Here is a 22,520-nt window from a genome sequence, read left to right as displayed (position 1 = left end):
CATGACGTCGCTGGCCATCGACGCGGGCACCACCACGGTCAAGGTGGTCGGATACGGCTCGGACGGAACAGAACTGACGGCCGGCCACCGGCCGACGCGGGTGCTGCGGCCCCGGCCCGGTCTGGCGGAGCAGGACATGGGCCAGGTCTGGGAGGCGGTCGTCTCCGCCGTCCGCGAAGTCGTGGCCGCGCTGCCGGAGCCGCCCGATCTGGTCGCCGTCACCGGTCAGGGCGACGGGGCGTGGCTCGTGGACGACCGGGGCCGGCCCACCGGGCCCGCCGTGCTGTGGAACGACGGCCGGGCAGCCGACCTGGTCACCGGCTGGGAGCGCGACGGCACCCTGGAGCAGGCCTTCAGGATCTGCGGCTCCCGGCTGTCCACCGGCATGCCCAACGCCGTGCTGGCCTGGATGCGGGAGCACGACCCGGACCGGACGCGCCGCTCCCGCCACCTGCTGACCTGCGGCGGCTGGCTCTTCCTGAAGCTCACCGGGGAAGCGGCGGTGGACGAGTCCGAGGCGTCGGCGCCCTTCCTGGACATCGGGCGACGTACCTGGTCCGACCGGCTGTTCGAGTTGTACGGCGTCGAGTGGGCCCGTGAGCTGCTGCCCGGGCTGCGGGACGACGACCACCGTGTGACCGCGCTCAGCGGCGCCGCCGCCGCGGGGACGGGACTGCCCGAGGGCATCCCGGTGGTGCTGGCTCCCTACGACATCTGCGCCACCGCGATCGGGTCCGGCGCCGTGAGCACCGGCCGGGCCTGCACCGTGCTCGGCACCACCCTGTCCACCGAGCTCGTCGCCGACTCGGCGGGCTGTGTGCTCACCGACGAGCCGGTGGGCATCACCGTCGCCCTGGGCGTCCCCGGGCACTATCTGCGCGCCTTCCCCACGATGAGCGGCGGCGACATGCTGCACTGGGGCGCACGGCTGCTCGGGCTCGACTCGGTCGCGGACCTGATGGCGCTGGCCGAGCGGGGCACCGAGGACACGGCCGGAGTGCGGTTCCTGCCCTACGTGTCCTCGGCCGGGGAACGCGCCCCGTTCTTCGACCCGGGCGCGCGGGGTTCCCTGTCCGGCCTGTCCCTGGACAGCGGCCGGGAGGACGTGGCCCGGGCGGTGGTGGAGGGCGCCACCATGGCCATCCGCGACTGTCTGGCCGCCTCCGCGGCCGCCCCGGACGTGTTGACCCTCAGCGGGGGCGGTGCCCGGAGCGCGTACTGGACGCGGCTGATCGCGGATGTCACCGGCCTGCCCGTGGCGATCCCCGCCGACGCGGAGACCGGCGCCCGCGGAGCCTGGCTGACCGGCATGGTCGCCACCGGCCGTGAGCCGGACTTCGCGACGGCGGCGGCACGGCACGTGCGGATCTCCGCGACCTGCGAGCCGGACCCGGCCAAGGGCCGGTCCGTGAGTGCCCGTTACGAGGAGTTCGTCCGGTTGCGGGAGCTGCACCGGCCCATCTGGGCGCTCGGGCGCGACAGCGCGGGTCTCGTCGGCGGAGCGGGCGCGTGAGCGGCGCCGGCCAGGACGTCTGGCTGGGCGTCGACCTGGGCACCCAGGGGGTCCGCGCGGTCGCCGTGACCTCGGACGGCCGGCTGCTCGGGTCGGGGTCCTCGCCGCTGACCAGCAACCGGCGGGGCGAACGCCATGAACAGGACCCGGAACAGTGGTGGCGTGCGGTCTGCTCGGCCGTGGGGCAGACCTGCGCCGAGGGCGCCGACCCGCGCCGCATCCGGGCGGTGGCCGTCGACGCGACCTCCGGAACCGTCACGCTGACCGACCGGCACGGCAGGTGCGTCACCCCCGGCCTCATGTACGACGACGGCCGCGCGACCGTGGAGGCGGAGCAGGTCAACGCGCTCGGCGAGGGGCAGTGGGCCAAGGCCGGCTACCGGCGGATGCAGCGTTCCTGGGGGCTTCCCAAGCTCCGCTGGCTGCTCGACCGCTATCCGCACGCGGTGGCGGACGGCTGGCGCCTCGCGCACCAGAACGACGTGATCAACCGCAGGCTCGTCGGGCACGAGGTGCCCACCGACACCAGCAACGCCCTCAAGTCCGGGGCCGACGCCGCGGCGGTGTGCTGGCCGGAGAAAGTCTTCGCCGCGCTGGCGATCCCCACCGGTGTGCTGCCCGGCCTGGTGCTGCCCGGCACCGTGATCGGCGAGGTCTGCGCCGGTGCCGCGGCGGAGTGCGGGCTCGTCCCGGGAATTCCCGTGGTCGCCGGGATGACGGACGGCTGTGCGGCCCAGCTGGCTTCCGGGGCGACCGCGGTCGGCAGCTGGAACTCCGTCCTGGGCACCACGCTCGTGCTCAAGGGTGTCACCGAGGAACTGCTGCACGACCCGGCCGGTGTCGTCTACTCCCACCGCTCGCCCTCCGGCCACTGGCTGCCCGGCGGGGCTTCCAGCACCGGCGCGGGCCTGGTCGCCCGGGAGTTCCCCGGCGTCGGTCTCGACCTGCTGACCGACGAGGCGGCGCCGCTGCTGCCCACCGGGCTGCTGCGCTACCCGCTGGTCTCACCCGGGGAGCGGTTCCCCTTCGTCGCCCCGGACGCAGTGGCGTTCCGCAGCCGGGAACCGGCGGGCCGCGCCGAGGACTTCGCCGCGCTGATGCAGGGCGTCGCCTATCTCGAACGCCTCTGCTTCGACTACGTGCACCTGCTCGGCGCCCCCACCGACGGGGCCGTCGTCCTCACCGGCGGCGCGACCCGTAACCCGGTGTGGAACCAGCTCCGCGCCGATGTGCTGCGCCGGCCCGTGTCACTGCCCCGCCATGCCCAGCCCGCCCTCGGCATGGCTGTTCTCGCCGCCTCCGCCTGTGGGGACCCTGGCGGTCTGGACCGTGCCGCCGCCGCGATGGTCCGGCCCGACGTGGTACTGGAGCCGCGGGTCTCGGAGTCCGCGCACGACGAGGGCTACGTCCGGCTGCTCGGTCTGCTGGTCCAGCGCGGCTGGCTGTCCGAGACCGTCGCCGCCCACGCACGAGAAGGGACCGCGTCATGAGCCTCCACGTCTTCCTCGTACGTCACGGGGAGAGCGTCTGGCATGCCGAGAACCGCTACGCAGGGGTCTCCGACATCGACCTCTCCGAGCACGGCCGCGCCCAGGCCGCCGGGCTCGCCTCCTGGGCAGGCCGGGCCGGTCTCACGGCGGTGTGGTCCTCACCGATGCGGCGCTGCCGGCAGACCGCGGAGGGGAGCGCGGCCCGCGCAGGTCTGCCGCTGAATCTCGAACCACGGCTGCGGGAGCTCGATTTCGGCGTCGCCGAGGGGCTGACCCGTGCCGAGATGCGCGAGCGCCTGCCCGGCGCGCTGAAGGCGTTCGAGGCCGACCCGGTGGGGAACCACTTCCCGGAGGGGGAGAACCCCGGCGCCGTCGGCGAACGCTGTGCCGGCTTTCTCGCCGGTCTGCGCGCCGGTCACGAGGAGGGCCGTGTCCTCGTCGTGGCCCACTCGACCGCCATCCGGCTCGTCCTCTGCCGACTGCTCGGCATCCCGCTCCAGGACTACCGCCGCGTCTTCCCGTACCTGGCCAACTGCGCGTTGAACGAACTGATCCTCCGAGACGGCACGCCCTCGCTGCTGGCGCTGAACCAGCACGTGACCCCAGGAGTACCCGAGTGACCACGATCCTCGCGGCCGGCGACCACTTCGTCCTCAACTCCCTCTTCACCGGCCACCTCAGGCCGGTCGCACCCGAGGTCACCTTCCGTGAACTCACCCTGCCCTGGCCCGTGGAGCCCTTCGGGGCGGTGGCCGAGGTCCACGAGGCCTCCGGCACGGAGGACCAGCTCATCGAAGCCCTGGACGGGGTGGACATCTGCGTAACCCAGATGGCACCGCTGACGGAGCGGGTTCTCGAAGCGAGCCCGGGGCTCCGTCTCTTCTGCGTCGGCCGGGGCGGCCCGGTCAACGCGAATCTCGCGGCGGCCACCCGGCACGGTGTCGCGGTCACCTTCGCCCCCGGCCGCAACGCCACCGCCACCGCCGAGCACACGGTCGCGCTGATGCTGGCCGCCAGCCGCCGCGTGCCCGCCGTTCATCAGGACCTCACGGCGGGCGTCTGGCGGGGTGACTACTACCGCTACGACAGTGTCGGACCCGAGCTGGAGGGCAGCACGGTCGGCATCGTGGGATACGGCGCCATCGGCTCCCGGGTGGCCCGGATCGTCCGGGGTTTCGGCGCGCGTGTCCTGGTCGCCGATCCGTACGCCGACGACGCCGGCCTGGGGCGGGCGGAGCGGGTCGACCTCCCCGAGCTGATGCGCCGCTCGTCCTTCGTCACCGTCCACGCCCGGGCCACCCCGAAGACCGAGGGGCTGCTCTCCCGTGAGCTGATCGGGCTCATGCCGCCCGGCGGCGTACTTGTGAACTGCGCCCGTGGCTCCCTGCTCGACTACGACGCCGTTTGCGACGCCCTGGACGAGGGCCGCCTCTTCGGCGCGGCCTTCGACGTCTATCCGGAGGAGCCGCTGCCGTCCGGCTCCCGGCTCCGGCGTACCCCCAACGTCGTCATGACCCCGCATCTGGCGGGCGCCAGCAGGCAGACCGCCCACAACGCCTCCGCCCTCGTGGCCGGCGAGGTCGCCCGCTTCCTGGCCGGCCGCGCCCCCGCGCACTGCGCGAACCCGGAGGTGCTGCGGACCTGGTCATGACGGACGTACGAAGGGAGTTGGAGCAGGATTCACGTTCCCGTGGAAAGGAAACCGCGTGCGCCGCAAGCTCCGGATGTTCCGAACCGTGCTCGTCGCCGGAATCAGTGTCCCGGCCCTCCTCCTCGCCGCCCCCTCCCCCGGCGTCGCCGCCGTGAGCGACCGCGGCGGCCGGCCGCCCGGGCTGCCGTCCTATGTCTACGGGGGCGCGTGGCCGACCAGCCATCTGCAGGGCGTGACCGTGGACCGCCGACGGGGCTCCGTCTACTGGTCTTTCACCCAGCAGCTGGTCAGGACCGACCTCGCCGGCAAGGTCCTCGGGACCGTCGAGGGCCTCACCGGCCACCTCGGGGACATCGACGTCGACGACCGCGACGGCAGGGTCTACGGATCGCTCGAGTACAAGTCGGCGGAATCCTTCTACATCGCCGTGTTCGACGCCCGGAAGATCGACCGCGTCGGGATGAACGCGGAGCGGGACGGCGTCATGACCGCGGTCCATCTCGACGAAGTGGCCGAGGACTTCACCGCCGACATGGACGGCAACGGCGTCTTCGACGGCGACACGGCCGACACCCCCGACCACCGCTACGGGTGCAGCGGCATCGACGGAGTGTCCTTCGGCCCCGAGTTCGGCAAGCGGGGCGGCAGACAGACGCTGAAGGTCGCGTACGGCGTCTACTCCCACACCGGCCGGACCGACAACGATCACCAGGTGATCCTGCAGTACGACATCAGCACCTGGGGCAGGTACGCGCGACCGCTCTCCCAGGACGCGCCGCACCACAGCGGCCCCCGCCGCCACGACGGCAAGTTCTTCGTCCGCACCGGCAACACCACCTACGGCGTGCAGAACCTCCAGTACGACCCGTACACCAGGAACTGGATCATGGCGGTCTACAAGGGCAGGAAGGGGGGTTTCCCGAATTACTCGTTCTTCACGGTCGACGGCTCCGCCGCGCCGGTACGCGGAGAGATCGAGGGCCAGCCCGCACGGGAGACCGGCAAGCTCCTCACCCTCCGCGAGGCCGGCCTGCGCGACGAGGCGACCGGCATCCGCGGCTGGGAGTTCCACGGCAGCTACGGGTTCGACGCACTGGGCGACGGCCGCTACTACGTCGCGGAGGGCCGGGCCGTGGAGCAGGACGGTGTCGTCGGGCAGGAGGGCGAGATCCGCCTGCACCGCTGGACGGGCGAAACCCCGGGCCCCTTCGAGCCACTCGGCTGAGGGCCCGCACGGCCTTCCCGCAGGTCGAGCCCCTCGGCTGAGCCGGCCCGCGCGGCCTTCAGGCACGGCGCGGTCATGACGCCTTCTCTCCCTGCCGGTGCTCGGGGGCACCGGTGCGCGGTGCCGGCGCGAACCTGCCCCGACAACCAGGAGATCGTCGTCCCGGGCGGCGGCCTCCATCAGCACCCGTCCCGCTGAACCACGCAAACGGCGACGTCCGGGGGACGGCCGACCGCGTTGCAGTCGGACGCCCTGGAGAGCCTCGTAGTCGACCCGGGCGACATCCACAGAGGGGCGTACGGAAGAGGCGGGCGCGGGTTGAAGGGGGCCGGGGTCCTCGACGCCTTGGCTGTCGTTCATGGCACTTCATGGAGACGGGCACACCCCCGGACCGCTGGCGGCCGGGGGCACACCGATGACGCCATGTCCGCCCTCCGCGGGCCGGAGGTATCCGTCAGCGGACCCTTGACTCCGCCCGCCTGACACTTGACGCGTCACTGACGAGGCCTTCTGGTCCCGTCCACGCGTCGTGTGTCCCCGGCTCGACCTGACACCAGACCGGCGCCATCTGGCGCCATCTGGCGCCAGATGGCGCCACTCGACGCCGCCCACCATGCATGAGCACGTACAGCGCCACTGAGGCCCTCACAGGCGCCAATGCATTTTCGCAGGTCAGCACAGTTTCGACGGCGAGCAGGCCCGGCGATGCCGCCACACTCTTGCGCTTGGCGCCATCATGGTGCCATTATGGCGTCATGGACCTCACCCCGTACGTCGACACCATCCGCCGCGACCTGGCGGTGGCCGCCGAAGCCGGCGGCGACGAAGCCCGCGAGCTGGCAGAGAGGCTCACCGCTCCCCTGGAGTCGGCGATCCGGCTGACCATGCTCAACGTGCTCTCCGCCGCGATGGACGAGATCACTCGCGAACTCGCCCCCGGCTCGGTCGACGTACGGCTGCGCGGGCTCGACCCCGACTTCGTGGTGACGACACCGCCCGGCGACGGCGGCGCTTCCGCGGGGCCGGCCGCACCCTTGGAATCCTCCGGGGCCCCGGCCGGGGCCGACAGCGACGAGGGCGGCACCGCCCGCGTCAACCTGCGCCTGCCGGCCCACCTCAAGACCCGTGCAGAGGAGGCGGCCGCCCGCGAGGGCCTGTCGGTCAACGCGTGGGTAGTCCGCGCCGTGTCGGCTGCGGCCGACGGCGGCGCCCAGCCGCGCACGACGGAGAAGACCCGGACCGTCGGACAGAGCTTCACGGGCTGGGTGCGCTGAGCACCCCCTGACCGCACCGCTTCACCCACACCACGTCCCACCCGCGGGGACGCCTTGAAGACCCAAGAGGACGGAACAGCCATGCCTTCTTTCGACACGCCCGAACCGATCTCGGTCACCGCACACGTGGAGGCCGGTTCCATCCAGTTCACCGCAGGCGACCGTCTCGACACGGTGGTCGCGATCCGGCCCCGTGACCCGAAGAAGGACATGGACGTGCGGACGGCGGACCAGACCGAGATCACGTACGCCGGCGGCACACTGACGGTCAGGACGCCCAAGACCAATCTGCTCGGCCGCACCGGCACCGTGGATGTGACCGTCGAACTGCCGACGGGCTCGCGCATCGACATGACCGGCGCCTGGGCCCAGGTACTGGGCGAGGGCCGACTCGGCGAGGTCCGGGTGAAGACGTCGTCCGGAGACCTGCGCCTCGACACGACCGGCCCCCTGTGGCTCAAGGCCTCCCACGGCTCGATCAGCGTGGACCGGGTCGAGGGCCTGGCCGAGATCACCACCAGCTCGGGCAGCCTGCGCGTCGGCATCGTCGACGGACCCGCGGTCCTGAAGAACTCGCACGGCACCACGACCGTCGACGCCGTGACCGGCGAAGTCCGGGTGAGTGGCGCCAACGGTGACATCGAGATCCGGCGCGCCGAGGACTCGGTCACCGCCACCACCGCCCACGGCACCCTCCGCGTGGGCGAAGTAGCGCGCGGCACGACCCAGCTGGAGACGCACTACGGCGCCATCGACATCGGTGTCCGCGCGGGCACGGCCGCCTGGCTCGACGTCAACTCGGGCTCGGGCCAGGTCCGTAACGCGCTCACCGCGTCCGACGCACCGGAGGAGACCGAGGACACCGTCAAGATCCGCGCCCGCACCCGGCACGGAAACATCGACATCCGCCGCGCCAAGGCCTGAACGGCCTGGGCACCCGCCCCGCCGGCTCGCCCACCACACCCCAGCCACTTCACCCTTCGAAGGGGAGGGCTCCATGCCTTCATCTGTCATGCCCACGTCCAAGCGGAAGGCCGGTGCGCAGTCGCCCGCCGCCATTTCCGCCGTAGGTCTGCGCAAGTCCTACGGGGACAGGACCGTCCTCGACGGCATCGATCTGCACATCCCGGCCGGATCCGTCTTCTCCCTGCTCGGTCCGAACGGTGCCGGCAAGACCACCGCCGTGAAGATCCTCTCCACGCTCATCACCGCCGACGGCGGCCAGGCGCAGGTCGCGGGCCACGACCTCGCCGCGGACCCGCAGGCGGTGCGGGCCGCGATCGGTGTCACCGGGCAGTTCTCGGCGGTCGACGGCCTGATCACCGGCGAGGAGAACATGTTCCTCATGGCGGACCTGCACCACCTCTCCCGCAGGGAGGGCAAGCGGATCACCGCCGAACTCCTGGAGCGCTTCGACCTGGTCGAGGCGGCGAAGAAGCCGGCGCAGAGCTACTCCGGCGGTATGAAGCGCCGCCTGGACATCGCCATGACCCTGGTCGGCGGCCCCAGGATCATCTTCCTCGACGAACCGACCACCGGTCTCGACCCCCGCAGCCGCCACAACATGTGGGGCATCATCCGCGAACTCGTCTCCGACGGCGTCACCGTCTTCCTCACCACCCAGTACCTGGAGGAGGCGGACGAGCTCGCCGACCGCATCGCCGTACTCCACGACGGCAAGCTCGCCGCCGAGGGCACCGCCGACGAACTCAAGCGAATCGTCCCCGGCGGACACGTACGGCTCCGCTTCACCGACCCCGCCGCGTACCGTTCCGCCGCCTCCAGCCTCGGGGAGGTCACCCGGGACGACGAGGCACTCGCACTGCAGATCCCCAGCGCCGGCAGCCAGCGCGAACTGCGCGCCGTCCTCGACCGGCTGGACTCGGCAGGCATCGAGGCGGACGAACTCACCGTGCACACCCCCGACCTCGACGACGTGTTCTTCGCTCTGACCAGTAACACCGACGTCCCCGGCCAGTCCAAGGAGAACGTCCGATGAGCGCCCTCTCCCTCACCATGCGCGACTCGTCCACCATGCTGCGCCGCAACCTGCTGCACGCCCGGCGCTACCCCTCGCTCACCCTGAACCTGCTGCTCACCCCGGTCATGCTCCTCCTGCTCTTCGTCTACATCTTCGGCGACACCATGAGTGCGGGCATCGGCGGCGGAAACCGCTCCGACTACATCGCCTACCTCCTGCCCGGCATCCTCTTGATGACGATCGGATCCACCACGATCGGCACCGCCGTGTCCGTCTCCACCGACATGACCGAGGGCATCATCGCCCGCTTCCGTACGATGGCCATCCACCGCCAGTCGGTGCTCATCGGGCACGTCGCCGGCAGCGTGCTGCAGTGTGTGATGAGCGTGATCCTCGTAGGCGCCGTCGGAGTGGCCATCGGATTCCGGTCCACGGATGCCACGGCCATGGAGTGGCTGGCGGCGTTCGGGCTGCTCGTGCTGTTCGCGCTGGCGCTCACCTGGATCGCGGTCGGCATGGGGCTGGTCAGCCCGAACGCCGAGGCGGCCGGCAACAACGCCATGCCGCTCATCTTCCTGCCGCTCATCTCCAGCGCCTTCGTCCCGGTCGACGCCATGCCGGGCTGGTTCCGGCCCATCGCCGAGTACCAGCCCTTCACCCCCGCCATCGAGACCCTCCGCGGCCTCCTCCTCGGCACCGGGATCGGCAACAACGGCTGGATCGCCGTCGCCTGGTGCCTGGGCCTCACCGCCCTCGGCTACCGCTGGTCCAAGGCGCGGTTCGACCGCGACGCGACGTAACCGGCCCCCGTTTCGGACCGACTCCCGCGAGCGATGTCATCGCAGCGGGAGTCAGTCCTTGCGCCCCGTCGTGGCCACGGTGACGCCGAGACCGATCATCGCGAGCCCGCCGACGCCGCCTACCAGGGAGAGCCGCTGGGGCGAGCGGGCGAACCAGTCCCGCGCAGTGGCCGCGACCAGCCCCCACGCGCAGTCCGAGACCACCGCGATGACGTTGAAGACCAGGCCGAGCACGAGCATCTGAGCCGCCACGTGCCCCTGGTCGCGGTCGACGAACTGCGGGAGGACGGCCGCGAAGAACACGATGGTCTTGGGGTTCGACACACCGACGGCGAACCCCTCCCAGAACGTGCGCGAGCCACCCTGAGCCGCCCCGCCGCCGGCGAACGCGGCCCGCAGCGAACCGCGCTCCCGCCAGGCCTTCACGCCGAGATACACCAGATAGGCGGCGCCGGCCAGCTTGAGCACGGTGAAGACGAGGACGGAGCCCTCCACGAGGGACCCGATCCCCAACGCCACGGCCACGATGAGCACATAGGCGCCGAGGGTGTTCCCCACGACCGTGGTCAGCGCGGCGCGGCGTCCCTGGGCCAGCGCCCGCCCGATCACGAACAGCACGCTGGGGCCGGGGACGATGATCAGCAGGAATGACATGGCTGCGAAAGCGAGCAAGCGGTCGGTGGACACCATGACGGTCATGCAAGCACGAGGAGAGTGCGCTCCTCCAGCGGTTTCCCGGCCCGCCCACGGTCCGGACGGACCCCCTCGCGGAGGCGCTGCGACCGGTGAGGACGGGCGGCTGCCGCGCAGCGCCCGTCCTCCGGTGTGTCATGCGCGTCAGGAAGCGGTGGCTCCGTAGACGCCCATCTCGTGGATCGAGTAGCCCCATGTCGTCTTCCGCTCGACCCCCTGCATGCGGACGTATCGCACGGCCTCGTCGGCGGGGAGCCGTACGACGTCGTTGCCGCAGGCGTCCGGGCGCTGCGTGGACACGGTCTTCCATTCCTTCCCGTCCTGGGAGGTCTGGACGGCGTACTCCGTCGCACAGGCGCCCTCCCAGGCGAGGGTCACCGCGGCGACCTTCGCCGGGGCGGCGAGTTCGATCTGCACCCATGCGTCGTCCGTGTAACCGGATGCCCAGCGGGTGCCCATCAGGCCGTCGTTGACATGGCCGGGCGCCAGGCGGTCGAGGTCCTGCTCCACGCCGGACGCGGATGCCCTGCCTTTCAGGGCCAGGTTCTCGCCGCCTCCCGCGGAGTCCCAGAGCTGCAGCCGGACACCGGCCTGGACGAGGAAGGTGTCGAGCACACCGTCACCCACCTTGGGCTGGACCTTCCCCCAGGAGTTGCGCGCCGGGTCGACCCGCACGGCGCGGGCCCGCCGCTGGAGTTTGTCGGACTCGGCCAGCAGCCGGGCGGAGCTCTCCTCGTCCCCCGCCTGCCGGGCCTGGAGTGCGTCGAGCATCGTCACCATCGCCTTGCCCCACAGCTCGGTCGCGTCCAGCCAGGGTGCCGCGTCGACGGTGAACCCCCTCTCCACGGATCCGCCGCGGATCGTGGCCGGGGCTCGCTCGACGGCGTGCGCGTAGGTGCGCAGGGCCTTGACGGCACCGGCACGGTCCCCCTCGTCCCATGTCTTCCAGAACTCCGCCGTGCGCCGGGCGAGTCCGGGGGCCTGGGGCTGCCAGGGAGTGGCGCCGAAGGTCGGGGCCATGTGTTCGAGGTCGCCGAGGACGAGCAGGGCCGCGGTGGCCTCGCGGTCGCCGCCCGCGAGATAGGACATGGCGTTACGCCAGTTCCTCTCCGCGTCGTACGCCCGGTCGTTCCAGGTGAAGTCGGCGGTCCCGAAGACGGCGACCTTGCTCGCGTACGGCTGGTTCATGGGGTTGGCCACGATGCCGGAGATGTGCTCGGACAGGCCCGCCTCGCGCTTGTCGTACGGTGCGAGCAGCAGCCGTCCGCTGGTGTTGCCGAAGTCGTTGACGGGGTAGTTGTCCCACACGAAGACCTTGCGGCCGAAGGCCGTCGCCGCCTGCTCCGCCTGGGCGTTGGTGATTCGTTCCGGCACGACGCCCACGCCGGTCCACATCACCTCGACCGCGGGGTCCAGCGTGTCCCGTATCGCCTTCTTGTAGGCCGTTTCGGAGAGGTCGGAGTACTCGGTGGGCACCATCTGCAGCGGCCACGTGCCCTGGTGGGTGGCGATGAAGTCGCGCTGTACGTCGTTGAGCAGGTCGACCTGGGCCCTTCCGGCCGCTCCCCTGCCCGGCTCTCCGTATGCCTCCCGGTCGCCCTCGCAGTTCCAGCTGGCGTAGTCGATGTCGTCGAGCGGGAGGGAGAAGGCGCGGGTACCGAGGTCGTACAGCGCCTGGAGCTTGTCCTTGAGCGCCTTGCGGTCGGCGGGGTCGGAGTAGCAGATCGACTCCCCGGGGGAGACGGCGAAGGTGAAGCGGACGTGGTTCGCCGTGGCCCGTTCCACCAGCTCGCCCAGCTCCGCCAGCTTGTCGGCCGGATAGGGCTCGCGCCATTCACCCCGGTGGTAGGGGTCGTCCTTGGGCGCGTAGATGTACGTGTTGGCCTTGACGTCCCCGTAGAAGTCCATCTGGTCGAGGCGCTCGGCGGGCGTCCAGGGCTGGCCGTAGAAGCCCTCGATGGTGCCCCGCAGCGGCATCGACGGGAAGTCGCTGACGCGTACACCGGACACCTTCCAGCCGTGGTGTCCGGAGCGGACGAACAACTGGCGCAGGGTCTGCACGGCGTAGAACTGGCCGGCGGCGTCCTTGCCACCGAGGGTGATCCGGGATCCCGGTCCGGTGCGCGAGACGCGCAGCGCGTAGCCCTCCGCGTGGTCAGGAACCGCCGTGTCGCCGAGCCCCGCCGCGATGTCGGAGCGCGTGGCCGGACCCAGCCGTACGGTGAGCAGTCCGGCGGCGGCCTCGGGAACCTTTCCAGGAGGGACGATGTCCACCCGGTGGGCGCCGTGTGCCTTCAGTTCGCGGACGAGGCGGTCGCGGGCAGCGCCGTCGGTGTCCTTGTCCGCCACGACGAGCACCCGGCCGGTAACGACGGCGTCCGCGCCCGCCCGGGTGAGGGACTGCGGGGCCGGGGAGACCGACGGCACGGCCGCGGCAGCGCGGGGGGTGGCACCGTCGGCGGCGGCCGGCAACGCGTCGAGCGCCAGGGTGCTTGCGAGTGCGAAGCACACGCCGAGCACCGTGGTGGCCTTCAGGTTTCTTCCCATGAGCTCTCCAAGCATGGTCCGGACCATCAAATGCCCTTGCTCTCATGGATGGTGCGGCGCCGGGAGCCAAGAGGTAAGACGTAGGGGGTCTAGACCTCTTCGGCACTCCCCTTTACCCTGGCCAACACGAGCCCCGAGGGCCCGACTTGGCATGCCCAGCTCATTCTCGTCCTTCGACCAGACCGGACTCCCAAGCCCACGCGGCGATCTCCACACGGTTGCGGGCGGACAGCTTGGTCTGGACGTTGGCGAGGTGCGTCTTCACCGTGCCCACCGAGATGGACAGCTCGACGGCGATCTCCGCGTTGGTCAGCCCTCTGGCCACCAGACGCACCAGGCCCTTCTCCCGTACGGAGAGCGCGGTGTGCGGCTCCCGGCGCACGGGCGTCGCGCTGTTGAGGCGCCGCAGCAGCCGTACGGTGATGGCCGGGCTCACCAGCGCCTCGCCGGAGGCGGCCGCCCTGATGGCCTCGACCAGCAGGGCAGGGCCCGAGTCCTTGATCAGGAACCCGGAGGCGCCTTCACCCAGGGCCCGCTGGACGTACTCGTCGTCGTCGAACGTCGTGACCACGACGACCTTCGGCGGGTCCACGGTGCCGGGGCGGGTCAGCCTGCGCAACGCCTCCAGACCGTCCATGCGGGGCATACGGATGTCCATCAGCACCACGTCGGGCCGGTGGCGCTCGGCGAGCTCCACCGCGAACACCCCGTCCGAGGCCTCCGCCACGACGTCGATGTCGTCCTCCGCGGCGAGGATCATCGCGAACCCCGCACGGACCATCGCCTGGTCGTCGGCGATCAGCACACGGATCGTCATCGGACCGCCACCCCTGCCGCGGACACGGGAAGCGTCGCCTCGACGCCCCAGCCGCCCGCCGTCACCGGGCCCGCCTGGACACGTCCGCCGATCAGGCCCACCCGCTCGGCCAGGCCCTTCAGCCCGAAGCCGTTCCGCGAGACATGGCGCGGCAGCCCGTCGTCGCTGACCCGTACGGTGAGACGTTCTGCCGAGCGGTACACACGCACCCGTACCTCGGTGCAGCCATGGGCGTGCTTGCGTACGTTGGTGAGTGCCTCCATCACCACACGGTGCGCGGTGGTGGTCACCTCCACCGGCAGGTCGTCGAAGGTCCCTTCCAGATCGAGCCGGGCGCGGGCTCCTCCGACAGCCGAGAACTCCTCCACCAGGGAACGCAGCTCGCCGATGCCCGCCAGCGGCGTCAGCGCCACTTCCCCGTCGGTGTCGCGCAGCATTCCCACCATGTGCCGCATGGATGTCAGCGCCTCCGAGCCCGCCTGCTCGATTCTCCGCAGCGCCGGCGGCACCAGTTCGGGCCGCCGGTCCGCGATCGCGTAGGCGCCCTGTGCCTGGACGACGATTCCGGTCACGTGGTGCGCGACGAAGTCGTGCAGGTCCCTGGCGAACTCCGTCCGCTGCTCGAGCCTGAGGGCCGCGGCCTGCCGTCGCCGGTCCGCCAGGAGCAGGCGCATCCCCAGGCCGGTGCCCAGCGCCGTGACCGCTGCCAGCGCGAAGAGCAGCGCCAAGATGGTGGTGGACTGCCGCACCGAGACCGAGACCGGCCGCAGCACGATCGCCATGAGGAGCACGGGGAGGGCCACCGCCGCCCACGACGGCGCCCCGCGCCGGGCGACGACCAGCAGGATCCACACCAGAGCCGCCGGTTCGGCGTATCCCAGCGCCTGCGAGCTGACCGACATCTCCACGTGCAGCACCACCGAGATACACAGCGACACGACCGCCAGTGCGCAACCGGCCGCCGGCAGCGCCCGGCTGCCGAGCCTGGGTGAAGCGACGACCAGAGCGATCGCCAGCAGTGCGCCACCCAGCTTGACGATGCCCAGCGCGGAGTCGTCAGGTCCGCCGATCCGATAGAAATCGCCGCCCACCCAGTCCAGTACGACGAGGCCGGCCAGGGCCACGACCAGAACCAGCCGGACCGTGACAAGCAGCTGCGGATGGTCCTTCCACCGTGTGGCTGTGGGTGCGGCCGACCTCGCCGGCATCTCTCTCACCGTCCTCCCGCCGACCGGCCGAAAGTCGGAGCCGGCCGCGAATGATCTGTCTTTTGCCTGATCCGCCGCAGGCCACGGCGGAGAAGAGTGGTGTCCACCGGGGCGGCGTGTCACAGCCGACCCTCCCACACGCACAGGAGTCACATGAACCACGCAGAGGTGCACCACGGAAGCGGGCCGGGGTCCGGGCGCCCCGTCGGCTCGGCTGCGATCGAGGCCCATGGGCTCGGCAAGCAGTACCGGCGAGGCTGGGCGCTGCGGGACGTCTCCTTCCGGCTGCCTGCCGGGCGGGTGTGCGGCCTGGTCGGCCCGAACGGCGCCGGCAAGAGCACGCTGATGGGCCTGGCCACCCACATGATCCGGCCGACGACCGGCTCCCTGCGGGTGTTCGGCGCGGCGCCGGGGTCGACGGAAGCTGTCCTGCGGACCGCGTTCCTGACCCAGGAGAAGCCGCTGTTCCGGCGCTTCACCGTCGCGGAGACCCTGCGGCTCGGCCGCGAGTTCAACCCCTGCTGGGACCAGGAGGTCGCCGAGGGCATCGTCCGCGCGGGCCAGGTGCCGCTGGAGGCGAAGGTCGGCACGCTGTCCGGAGGGCAGCGCACCCGCGTCGCCTTCGCCCTGGCCTTCGGGAAGCGCCCCGACCTGCTCATCCTCGACGAGCCGATGGCCGATCTGGACCCGCTGGTCCGTCGCGAGCTCATGGCCACCCTGACCGCGGAGGCCGCCCAGCACGGCACCACGGTGCTGGTCTCCTCGCACATGCTCGCCGAGCTGGAGCACATCTGCGACTACCTGCTCGTCATCGCGAACGGCGGCCTGCGCCTGGCCGGCGAGGCGGACGAACTGCGCGCGGCACACGCGCTGTTCGCCGAGTCCGGGGACGCCTCGTCCGCCGCCCTCGCACCGCACAGCGTCATCGGATCGCACGACGAGGGCCGGCCGGGCGTCCTGGCCCGTCTCGGCGGACCGGTCGAATACGGCGGGCCGGTCGAGCCTCCCACCCTGGAGGAGCTCCTGCTCGCCTACCTGCGGTCACCCGACGCGCCTCCGCTGATCGCCCCCAGCGCCCGCGTCGGCGACATCCACGACATCCTCACCCACGACCGCACGAAGGCTGTGACCGCATGACCACGCTCACTCACGACCCGGCGCGCACAGCGCCCACCGGGTCCGCGCGCAACCACTGGATCCCCCGGCTCGGCGGTCCGGTCTGGCTGGTCTGGCGACAGCACCGCGCCGCGTTCTGGACGCTCATCGCCGTCACTCTCCTCGGCGTGGTCGTCATGGTCCACCTGCGCGGGCAGATGATGGACTTCCTGGCCACCCAGGACCCGACGTCGCGGAGGGCCGGCGGCCTGCCGACCGAGTTCGAGACGCACGCCCACCGTCTGTTCACCATCGGAAGCTACCTCGGCTACATCCCCGTCCTGGCCGGTGTCTTCCTCGGGGCCCCGCTCGTCGCCGGCGACCTGGAGAGCGGCACGGCCAAGCTCGTGACCTCGCAGTCCGTCAGCCGACTGCGGTGGCTCACGACGAAACTGGCCGTTCCCGCCGTGATGCTCGCCCTGTCCACCGGCGTGCTCAGTGCCGTCCTCACCTGGTGGTGGCACCCGGTCAAGGGATTGTCCAGCGGTCTCATCTGGACCTCCTTCTTCAGCGTCACGGGGGTCACACCGGTGGCCTACGCCCTCCTCACGTTCACGGTGGGTGTGGCGGCCGGCATGGTCCTGCGCCGCACGCTGGTGTCGATGGTGGTCACGCTCGGCATCGTCGTGGCGATCGGTTTCGTCTGGGACGAGCTCTGGCGGAGTCTGGGGCATGTCCTGTCGCTCACCACCGACAAGGGCGTCGGACCCGGCGCGGCACCGCCTGAACTGCCCACCGAGGCCGAGCAGCAGGGGCAGGGCACCTACTTCCTCACCAGCTCCGGGGACCGTCTGGACTGGACCACCTGTCTCGACCAGATCGAGGACGACCGGGCGCACACCGCCTGCCTGGAGTCCAAGCACGTCATCGGCTGGTCCCTGGACTATCTCCCCGTCGCCCAGATGGACACGATGCAGTGGCTCGGAGCCGGCGTCATGCTCGCCGTCGCCGCCGCCGTCGCCACCTTCGTCCTCCTCCGGGGGCGCAAGCGGCTCCTGTGACCTCCGGCCCCGGACCGCAGCCGCTGCTGTGTGTACGCCGACCCGCCGAGCAGGCCGCACCGCTGGGTTCTGCTCCGGCACATGCGTAGGCTTTCCGGCGTTGAACTGGGGAGAGTTGACCCCGATCGATCGGGGAGGGGGACCTCATGTACAGCGTCATCGTCGTGCCGCCGTCGTGCGGCGACGTCAAGGATCAGATCAGGATCACCGCAGGTGAACGCGTGGCTTTCGGCCGGTCCGGGAGCGACGGAGGTTTCGCCGTCATACACGCGGGGGTGGCCAGGGTCGCCGGGGAGATCGTCGCGCACAGGACCTTCTGGCTGCTGAGCAACTTCAGCGAGGACCAGACGTACGTGGTGGAGAACCCGGAGGGTGCCGGGGAGCACATCAAGGTCGCGCCGGGCCGGCTGGAGGCGCCCGTGCCCTTCGAGTTCGGGCGTGTGGTCCTGCCGGCCTCGGGCGATCTGCTCACCTTCGACGTCTGGGCGCCTCGCCACGCGTTCCGCAGCGTCCCGCGCCACGGCCTCGACGGATCCGCCACCGTTCCGGCCTTCGTACTCGACCGCACCAAGCGCTACTTCGCCGTGCTGGCGGCCCTGTGCGAACCCAGGCTGCGCGGTACGACCAGCGCCCCGTTGCCGGCCGTCGAACAGCTGATGGACCGGCTCCGTCCGACCTGGCCCACCGTCAGCCGGTCGGCCATGTACTGGAACATCGACTATCTGTCCGTGAAGCTGCGGTTGCGCCCCGACCGGATCGCCGCGGAGCCCGGTCAGCGTGTCCACGGGAAGAAGGAGTCCCTCGTCGCGCTCGCGCTCCGCTTCGACCTGGTCCGCGAGGACGACCTCGTGGTGCTCACGCCTCTCGGAAAGGTGGCGCAGTGAGCGGGCAGCTGCACGCGGTCTCCGTCCCCAGGGGCTACCGGGTGGGCTCCTGGGAAGTCGGCGGACCCATCGCCTCCGGGGCGTTCGCCACCGTCTACACGGGGCGGCGCGTGGACGACGGCGAGACCGAGCCGGATCCGCCCGAACGGGCCGCGCTGAAGTTCCTGCCCACCGGCACCCGCACACCACGTCAGCTCAGCCATCTGCGCGAACTGACCGAGCGTGAGATCGACTTGCTGGCCAGGCTCCGCACGCCCCGCCTCATCCGCATGTACGAGACGCTGACGGTCGACGACCCGGACCGCCCGGAGCTGGACGGCGCCACCGTCCTCGTCCTGGAGCGGGCCGAGGCCGATCTGAACCAGCTCCTGGAGCGGACTCCGGTCCCGGAGGCGGGACCGTCCCTGCTCGCGCAGATCTGTGAGGGTCTGCACCAACTGCACCACGCGGGGTGGGTGCACGGTGACCTGAAGCCTGCCAATGTGCTGCTCCTGAAGGACGGTTCGGTCCGGCTGGCCGACTTCAACATGGCGGCCGAACTGGAAGGCACCCACGCCTACGCCCCGGCGTTCGCCACCCCCGACTACACCCCGCCCGAGCTGTTCTGGCCGGAGATCGACGAGCGTGGCACGCGGATCCGCCCCACCTGCGACATCTGGGCCTTCGGTGTCCTGGCCCATGTCGTCCTGACCGGGTCGTTCCCGCTGCCGGGCGCGACCGCGGAGGCCCGGGCCGATGCGGCGACGCAGTACGCGCGCGGTGGTGAGGAGCTGCGCCTGTCCCCCGCCCTCCCCGACGACTGGCGTGACATCGTGCGGGAGTGCCTGGCCCCCACGCACGAGCGACGTCTCGCGGACACCGGCGCGCTGCTCCGCAGGGTGGAGCGTGCCGCGGGCGCCTCCCGTTCGGCGAGACTGCCGAGACTGCGGCCGAGACGGTGGCGGCGCCTGCACGTCGCGGCGGCGCTCGTGGCGGTGCTGCTGGGAGGAGCCGCGTACACCTTCCTGCCGGAGACCGCGGAGCCGAGCGCGGCGCCGCCCACCTGTGAGAGACCCGTGGTGTACGAGGACGCGCACGGCCGCGGCTTCATGGCGGGCCACAGCGGCACCTGGGACTTCACCATCAAGCGGGGAGACGGAGGCAGTCAGGTCAGGGAGGCCCAGTGCCTGCTCAGACACCTGCACGGCATCACCGAGGTCGGCGAGGTGGACGGCGACTTCGGGCCCATGACCCATGGAGCCGTCGTCACCTTTCAGGAACGGGCCGGTCTGGACGCGGACGGGTCGGTCGGCCCGGAGACCTGGCGCGCCCTGCGCAGGGCCGAAGAACCGTGACGGTGGCCGCCCTCGGTGATCTCGGGCCCGCTTGTCATCGTCCCCCGCCTGGCACTACTGTCGCCACGCCTTGGTGAACGGGAAATCGGTGTGATGCCGGTGCGGCCCTCGCCACTGTGATCGGGAAGTCCGGCTCCGGCCCTCACGGGCAGCCACTGGGTCCTTGTGACCCGGGAAGGCGGAATTCGGGCGGTGTTACCCGTAAGCCAGGAGACCGGCCAAGGCACTTCAACCATCCACGAGGTGCTGGAGAGGGTCTGCTGAGCCATGCACATAGCCGAGGGTTTTCTGCCTCCGGCGCACGCGATCGCCTGGGGTGTCGCGTCCGCGCCGTTCGTCGTCCACGGAGTCCGCTCACTCACGCGCGAAGTACGGGAGAACCCCGAGAGCACGCTGCTCCTGGGGGCTTCCGGGGCCTTCACGTTCGTTCTCTCCGCATTGAAGATCCCCTCCGTGACCGGGAGTTGCTCCCATCCCACGGGCACGGGGCTGGGAGCCATCCTGTTCCGCCCGCCGATCATGGCGGTCCTGGGCACCATCACCCTGCTGTTCCAGGCGCTCCTGCTCGCCCACGGCGGGCTGACCACGCTGGGCGCCAACGTCTTCTCGATGGCGATCGTCGGGCCCTGGGCGGGGTACGCCGTCTACAGGCTGCTGCGCCGGTACGGCGTGCCGCTGATGGTGGGGGTGTTCTTCGGCGCGTTCGTCGCCGACCTGTCGACGTACTGCGTCACGAGCGTGCAGCTGGCGCTCGCCTTCCCGGACCCGGGCAGCGGCTTCCTGGGCGCGCTCGGCAAGTTCGGCTCCATCTTCGCGGTCACCCAGATCCCGCTGGCGGTGAGTGAGGGGCTCCTGACCGTTCTGGTCATGCGGCTCCTGGTGCAGTCCAGCAAGGGAGATCTGACCCGGCTCGGCGTGTTCCTCGCCGGAAGGCGGGACCGGACCAGGACGGACGGAACCGAGGCGGTGGCCCGATGAACAAGAACACGAGGATCAACGCCCTGCTGCTGCTCGTCGTGGCCGCGCTGGCCGTCCTGCCGCTGGCCCTCGGCCTCGGCGACGACGAGAAGGAGCCGTTCGCGGGGGCCGATGCCCAGGCCGAGACGGCGATCACCGAGATCGATCCCGGGTACGAACCCTGGTTCTCCCCGCTGTACGAACCACCGTCGGGCGAGATCGAGTCGGCGCTGTTCGCCCTCCAGGCGGCGTTGGGCGCGGGCGTGCTCGCCTACTACTTCGGGCTCCGGCGCGGGCGCCGCCAGGGCGAGCTGCGCGGGACCACGCGGCAGGAGAGCGCCGGGGAGCCGGCGGCCCGGGAGAACTGAGCGCTCGTGCTGCCGATCGACGCGGCGGCGCACAGCAGTCGCTGGCGCCGCCGCCATCCCGTGGACAAAGCCGTACTCGGTCTGGGACTCACCGTCCTGGCCATCTCGCTGCCGCCCTGGCCCGGAGCCGTGCTGATCCTCCTCACCGCCGTCGCCGTGCTGCTGGGGCCGGCCGGTGTGCCCGCCCGCCACCTCTGGCGGGCCTACCGGGTTCCCCTGGGTTTCTGCGTCACCGGGGCGGCCACACTGCTCGTGCAGGTCGGCGGGCCGGAAGGGTTCGTGACCCTCGCCGACGGGGGGCCGAACCGTGCCGGTGAGCTGTTGCTGCGCACCTCCGCGGCGTCGCTGGGGGTCCTGCTGTTCGCCTTCACCACCCCGATGTCCGACCTGCTGCCGCGCCTGGTCAAGGCGGGGGTGCCGGCGCCTGTGGTGGACGTCGCCCTGGTGACGTACCGCATGAGCTTCCTGCTCCTGGACTCGGTGCGCCGGATCCGGGAGGCCCAGGCGGCCCGGCTCGGGCACACCACTCGGGCCGCCGCCTGGCGGTCGCTGGCGAGGCTGGGGGCCACCGCGTTCGTCAGGGCCTTCGACCGCGCGGCACGGCTCCAGGCGGGTCTCGCCGGACGCGGTTACGACGGGACCCTGCGTGTCCTGGTACCCGACGCCCGCGTCTCCGGCCGGTTCGTGGCCATGAGCATCACCCTGCTCGCGGCCCTCGCCGCGCTGACCTTCGTCCTGGAAAGGCCCCTTTCATGAGCGAATCCGCTCTGCTCGCCCTGCGGGGCGCGTCCTTCGCGTACGAGGACGGCCCTGCCGTGCTCAGCGGTCTCGACTTCGAGGCGCGGGCGGGGCGTGCGCTCGCCCTGCTCGGCCGGAACGGCAGTGGGAAGACCACGCTGATGCGTCTGCTCAGCGGCGGGCTGCGCCCCCGCGAGGGGCGGTTGACGGTGGAGGGCCATCCGGTCACGTACGACCGGAAGGGCCTGACCCGGCTGCGTACGACGGTCCAGCTGGTGGTGCAGGACCCGGACGACCAGTTGTTCGCCGCGTCCGTCTCCCAGGACGTGTCCTTCGGACCGCTGAATCTCGGGCTGCCCGACAGCGAGGTGCGGGCCCGGGTGGACGAGGCGCTGGGCGCGCTGGACATCACGGCACTGGCGGACCGGCCCACCCATCTGCTCTCGTACGGGCAGCGCAAACGGGCCGCCATCGCGGGCGCGGTCGCGATGCGGCCCCGGGTGCTGATCCTCGACGAGCCGACCGCCGGTCTGGACCCGGACGGTCAGGAGCGGCTGCTCGCCACGCTGGGCACCCTCCGGGAGAGCGGCACCACCGTCATGATGGCGACCCACGACGTCGACCTGGCCCTGCGCTGGGCCGACGACGCCGCGCTCCTCACCCCCTCTGGCGTCCGAGCCGGGCCCGCACCGGTGATGCTCGCCCGTACGGATCTCCTGGAGGAGGCCGGACTGCGGCTGCCGTGGGGCGTCGCGACCGCCCGGCTGCTGCGCGCGCACGGCCTGCTGGACGCGTCGGCGCCCGGCCCCCGCACCCCCGAGGAACTCGCCGGCTTCGCCTCGCCCGCCGGCGGCAGGGGGCAGGCCGCCGCACGCCGGTGAGCG

The 22,520-nt window shown here is 71.5% G+C and carries 21 protein-coding genes and 1 riboswitch; of the genes, 17 read left to right on the top strand and 4 right to left on the bottom strand.

Features of this window, described 5'->3' with window-relative positions; genetic code table 11:
* Position 1 precedes the first annotated feature (1 nt).
* The 9 genes from AB0P41_RS29070 (at position 2) to AB0P41_RS29030 (ending at position 9,934) form a co-directional block, all read left to right on the top strand.
* Positions 2-1,513, top strand: a complete 1,512-nt coding sequence (locus tag AB0P41_RS29070; RefSeq protein WP_365935012.1) for an FGGY-family carbohydrate kinase — start codon at positions 2-4, stop codon at positions 1,511-1,513.
* Positions 1,510-3,003 (top strand): FGGY family carbohydrate kinase, encoded by a 1,494-nt coding sequence (locus AB0P41_RS29065; protein WP_365935011.1) that lies wholly within the window; start codon positions 1,510-1,512, stop codon positions 3,001-3,003. The genes AB0P41_RS29070 and AB0P41_RS29065 overlap by 4 nt, the downstream gene beginning before the upstream one ends.
* Positions 3,000-3,623: a histidine phosphatase family protein gene (locus AB0P41_RS29060; RefSeq protein ID WP_365935009.1), complete on the top strand. Its 624-nt coding sequence runs from the start codon at positions 3,000-3,002 to the stop codon at positions 3,621-3,623. The genes AB0P41_RS29065 and AB0P41_RS29060 overlap by 4 nt, the downstream gene beginning before the upstream one ends.
* Positions 3,620-4,654 (top strand): 2-hydroxyacid dehydrogenase, encoded by a 1,035-nt coding sequence (locus tag AB0P41_RS29055; protein ID WP_365935007.1) that lies wholly within the window; start codon positions 3,620-3,622, stop codon positions 4,652-4,654. Before AB0P41_RS29060 ends, AB0P41_RS29055 begins: the two co-directional genes overlap by 4 nt.
* A 55-nt stretch (positions 4,655-4,709) precedes the next feature.
* Positions 4,710-5,879: a hypothetical protein gene (locus AB0P41_RS29050; RefSeq protein ID WP_365935005.1), complete on the top strand. Its 1,170-nt coding sequence runs from the start codon at positions 4,710-4,712 to the stop codon at positions 5,877-5,879.
* Positions 5,880-6,634: 755 nt separating this feature from the next.
* Positions 6,635-7,153: a YlcI/YnfO family protein gene (locus AB0P41_RS29045; protein ID WP_356714744.1), complete on the top strand. Its 519-nt coding sequence runs from the start codon at positions 6,635-6,637 to the stop codon at positions 7,151-7,153.
* A gap of 81 nt (positions 7,154-7,234) precedes the next feature.
* Positions 7,235-8,077, top strand: coding sequence for a DUF4097 family beta strand repeat-containing protein (locus tag AB0P41_RS29040; protein ID WP_365935003.1), 843 nt, complete (start codon positions 7,235-7,237; stop codon positions 8,075-8,077).
* An 88-nt stretch (positions 8,078-8,165) separates the two neighbouring features.
* On the top strand, positions 8,166-9,152 hold the full coding sequence (locus AB0P41_RS29035; RefSeq protein ID WP_365935060.1) for an ATP-binding cassette domain-containing protein: 987 nt from the start codon (positions 8,166-8,168) through the stop codon (positions 9,150-9,152).
* Entirely contained in the window at positions 9,149-9,934 is a 786-nt protein-coding gene (locus AB0P41_RS29030; protein ID WP_365935001.1) for an ABC transporter permease, read from the top strand. The genes AB0P41_RS29035 and AB0P41_RS29030 overlap by 4 nt, the downstream gene beginning before the upstream one ends.
* Before the next feature lie 51 nt (positions 9,935-9,985).
* Here AB0P41_RS29030 and AB0P41_RS29025 read toward each other — a convergent pair whose 3' ends face one another.
* From AB0P41_RS29025 to AB0P41_RS29010, 4 genes are all read right to left on the bottom strand, one after another.
* The gene (locus AB0P41_RS29025; RefSeq protein WP_356714747.1) at positions 9,986-10,624 is read right to left on the bottom strand and encodes a LysE family translocator; all 639 of its coding nucleotides are present in this window, start codon (positions 10,622-10,624) and stop codon (positions 9,986-9,988) included.
* A gap of 147 nt (positions 10,625-10,771) precedes the next feature.
* Positions 10,772-13,174, bottom strand: a complete 2,403-nt coding sequence (locus AB0P41_RS29020) for a beta-N-acetylglucosaminidase domain-containing protein (RefSeq protein ID WP_365934999.1) — start codon at positions 13,172-13,174, stop codon at positions 10,772-10,774.
* Between the two features lie 160 nt (positions 13,175-13,334).
* Positions 13,335-13,991, bottom strand: a complete 657-nt coding sequence (locus tag AB0P41_RS29015) for a response regulator transcription factor (RefSeq protein ID WP_365934997.1) — start codon at positions 13,989-13,991, stop codon at positions 13,335-13,337.
* A complete protein-coding gene (locus tag AB0P41_RS29010) occupies positions 13,988-15,199 on the bottom strand; it encodes a histidine kinase (RefSeq protein ID WP_365934995.1) in 1,212 nt (403 codons plus the stop codon). The genes AB0P41_RS29015 and AB0P41_RS29010 overlap by 4 nt, the downstream gene beginning before the upstream one ends.
* 153 nt (positions 15,200-15,352) lie before the next feature.
* Here AB0P41_RS29010 and AB0P41_RS29005 point away from each other — a divergent pair, with 153 nt between their 5' ends.
* The 8 genes from AB0P41_RS29005 to AB0P41_RS28970 all read left to right on the top strand — a co-directional run bounded on the left by AB0P41_RS29005 (position 15,353) and on the right by AB0P41_RS28970 (position 22,517).
* Positions 15,353-16,336, top strand: coding sequence for an ABC transporter ATP-binding protein (locus tag AB0P41_RS29005; protein WP_365934993.1), 984 nt, complete (start codon positions 15,353-15,355; stop codon positions 16,334-16,336).
* The gene (locus AB0P41_RS29000; RefSeq protein ID WP_365934991.1) at positions 16,333-17,355 is read left to right on the top strand and encodes an ABC transporter permease subunit; all 1,023 of its coding nucleotides are present in this window, start codon (positions 16,333-16,335) and stop codon (positions 17,353-17,355) included. Before AB0P41_RS29005 ends, AB0P41_RS29000 begins: the two co-directional genes overlap by 4 nt.
* Before the next feature lie 146 nt (positions 17,356-17,501).
* The gene (locus AB0P41_RS28995) at positions 17,502-18,239 is read left to right on the top strand and encodes an FHA domain-containing protein (RefSeq protein ID WP_365934989.1); all 738 of its coding nucleotides are present in this window, start codon (positions 17,502-17,504) and stop codon (positions 18,237-18,239) included.
* Positions 18,236-19,573 carry a protein kinase gene (locus tag AB0P41_RS28990; RefSeq protein ID WP_365934987.1) on the top strand — a complete coding sequence of 446 codons (1,338 nt, stop codon included), beginning with the start codon at positions 18,236-18,238 and terminating at the stop codon, positions 19,571-19,573. Before AB0P41_RS28995 ends, AB0P41_RS28990 begins: the two co-directional genes overlap by 4 nt.
* A 32-nt stretch (positions 19,574-19,605) precedes the next feature.
* Positions 19,606-19,811: riboswitch (cobalamin riboswitch) on the top strand.
* A 29-nt stretch (positions 19,812-19,840) separates the two neighbouring features.
* Positions 19,841-20,551 (top strand): energy-coupling factor ABC transporter permease, encoded by a 711-nt coding sequence (locus AB0P41_RS28985; protein ID WP_356714756.1) that lies wholly within the window; start codon positions 19,841-19,843, stop codon positions 20,549-20,551.
* On the top strand, positions 20,548-20,898 hold the full coding sequence (locus AB0P41_RS28980) for an energy-coupling factor ABC transporter substrate-binding protein (protein WP_356714757.1): 351 nt from the start codon (positions 20,548-20,550) through the stop codon (positions 20,896-20,898). Before AB0P41_RS28985 ends, AB0P41_RS28980 begins: the two co-directional genes overlap by 4 nt.
* A 6-nt stretch (positions 20,899-20,904) precedes the next feature.
* Positions 20,905-21,654, top strand: a complete 750-nt coding sequence (cbiQ, locus tag AB0P41_RS28975) for a cobalt ECF transporter T component CbiQ (RefSeq protein ID WP_365934984.1) — start codon at positions 20,905-20,907, stop codon at positions 21,652-21,654.
* The gene (locus AB0P41_RS28970) at positions 21,651-22,517 is read left to right on the top strand and encodes an ATP-binding cassette domain-containing protein (protein WP_356714759.1); all 867 of its coding nucleotides are present in this window, start codon (positions 21,651-21,653) and stop codon (positions 22,515-22,517) included. Before cbiQ ends, AB0P41_RS28970 begins: the two co-directional genes overlap by 4 nt.
* The last annotated feature ends 3 nt before the right edge of the window (positions 22,518-22,520 follow it).

Source organism: Streptomyces sp. NPDC079167, assembly GCF_040686735.1.
GTDB lineage: Bacteria > Actinomycetota > Actinomycetes > Streptomycetales > Streptomycetaceae > Streptomyces.
The sequence above is the reverse complement of the archived record's forward strand: the minus strand, read 5'-3'. Positions and strand labels throughout refer to the sequence as shown.

Excerpts from the sequence above, each read along its gene's own strand:
- AB0P41_RS29070 (WP_365935012.1), top strand. The coding sequence starts at position 2 with ATGACGTCGCTGGCCATCGACGCGGGCACCACCACGGTCAAGGTGGTC.
- AB0P41_RS29060 (WP_365935009.1), top strand. The coding sequence starts at position 3,000 with ATGAGCCTCCACGTCTTCCTCGTACGTCACGGGGAGAGCGTCTGGCAT.
- AB0P41_RS29045 (WP_356714744.1), top strand. The coding sequence starts at position 6,635 with ATGGACCTCACCCCGTACGTCGACACCATCCGCCGCGACCTGGCGGTG.
- AB0P41_RS29040 (WP_365935003.1), top strand. The coding sequence starts at position 7,235 with ATGCCTTCTTTCGACACGCCCGAACCGATCTCGGTCACCGCACACGTG.
- AB0P41_RS29035 (WP_365935060.1), top strand. The coding sequence starts at position 8,166 with ATGCCCACGTCCAAGCGGAAGGCCGGTGCGCAGTCGCCCGCCGCCATT.
- AB0P41_RS29030 (WP_365935001.1), top strand. The coding sequence starts at position 9,149 with ATGAGCGCCCTCTCCCTCACCATGCGCGACTCGTCCACCATGCTGCGC.
- AB0P41_RS29025 (WP_356714747.1), bottom strand. The coding sequence starts at position 10,624 with ATGGTGTCCACCGACCGCTTGCTCGCTTTCGCAGCCATGTCATTCCTG.
- AB0P41_RS29020 (WP_365934999.1), bottom strand. The coding sequence starts at position 13,174 with ATGGGAAGAAACCTGAAGGCCACCACGGTGCTCGGCGTGTGCTTCGCA.
- AB0P41_RS29015 (WP_365934997.1), bottom strand. The coding sequence starts at position 13,991 with ATGACGATCCGTGTGCTGATCGCCGACGACCAGGCGATGGTCCGTGCG.
- AB0P41_RS29010 (WP_365934995.1), bottom strand. The coding sequence starts at position 15,199 with ATGCCGGCGAGGTCGGCCGCACCCACAGCCACACGGTGGAAGGACCAT.
- AB0P41_RS29005 (WP_365934993.1), top strand. The coding sequence starts at position 15,353 with ATGAACCACGCAGAGGTGCACCACGGAAGCGGGCCGGGGTCCGGGCGC.
- AB0P41_RS29000 (WP_365934991.1), top strand. The coding sequence starts at position 16,333 with ATGACCACGCTCACTCACGACCCGGCGCGCACAGCGCCCACCGGGTCC.
- AB0P41_RS28995 (WP_365934989.1), top strand. The coding sequence starts at position 17,502 with ATGTACAGCGTCATCGTCGTGCCGCCGTCGTGCGGCGACGTCAAGGAT.
- AB0P41_RS28985 (WP_356714756.1), top strand. The coding sequence starts at position 19,841 with ATGCACATAGCCGAGGGTTTTCTGCCTCCGGCGCACGCGATCGCCTGG.
- AB0P41_RS28980 (WP_356714757.1), top strand. The coding sequence starts at position 20,548 with ATGAACAAGAACACGAGGATCAACGCCCTGCTGCTGCTCGTCGTGGCC.
- AB0P41_RS28970 (WP_356714759.1), top strand. The coding sequence starts at position 21,651 with ATGAGCGAATCCGCTCTGCTCGCCCTGCGGGGCGCGTCCTTCGCGTAC.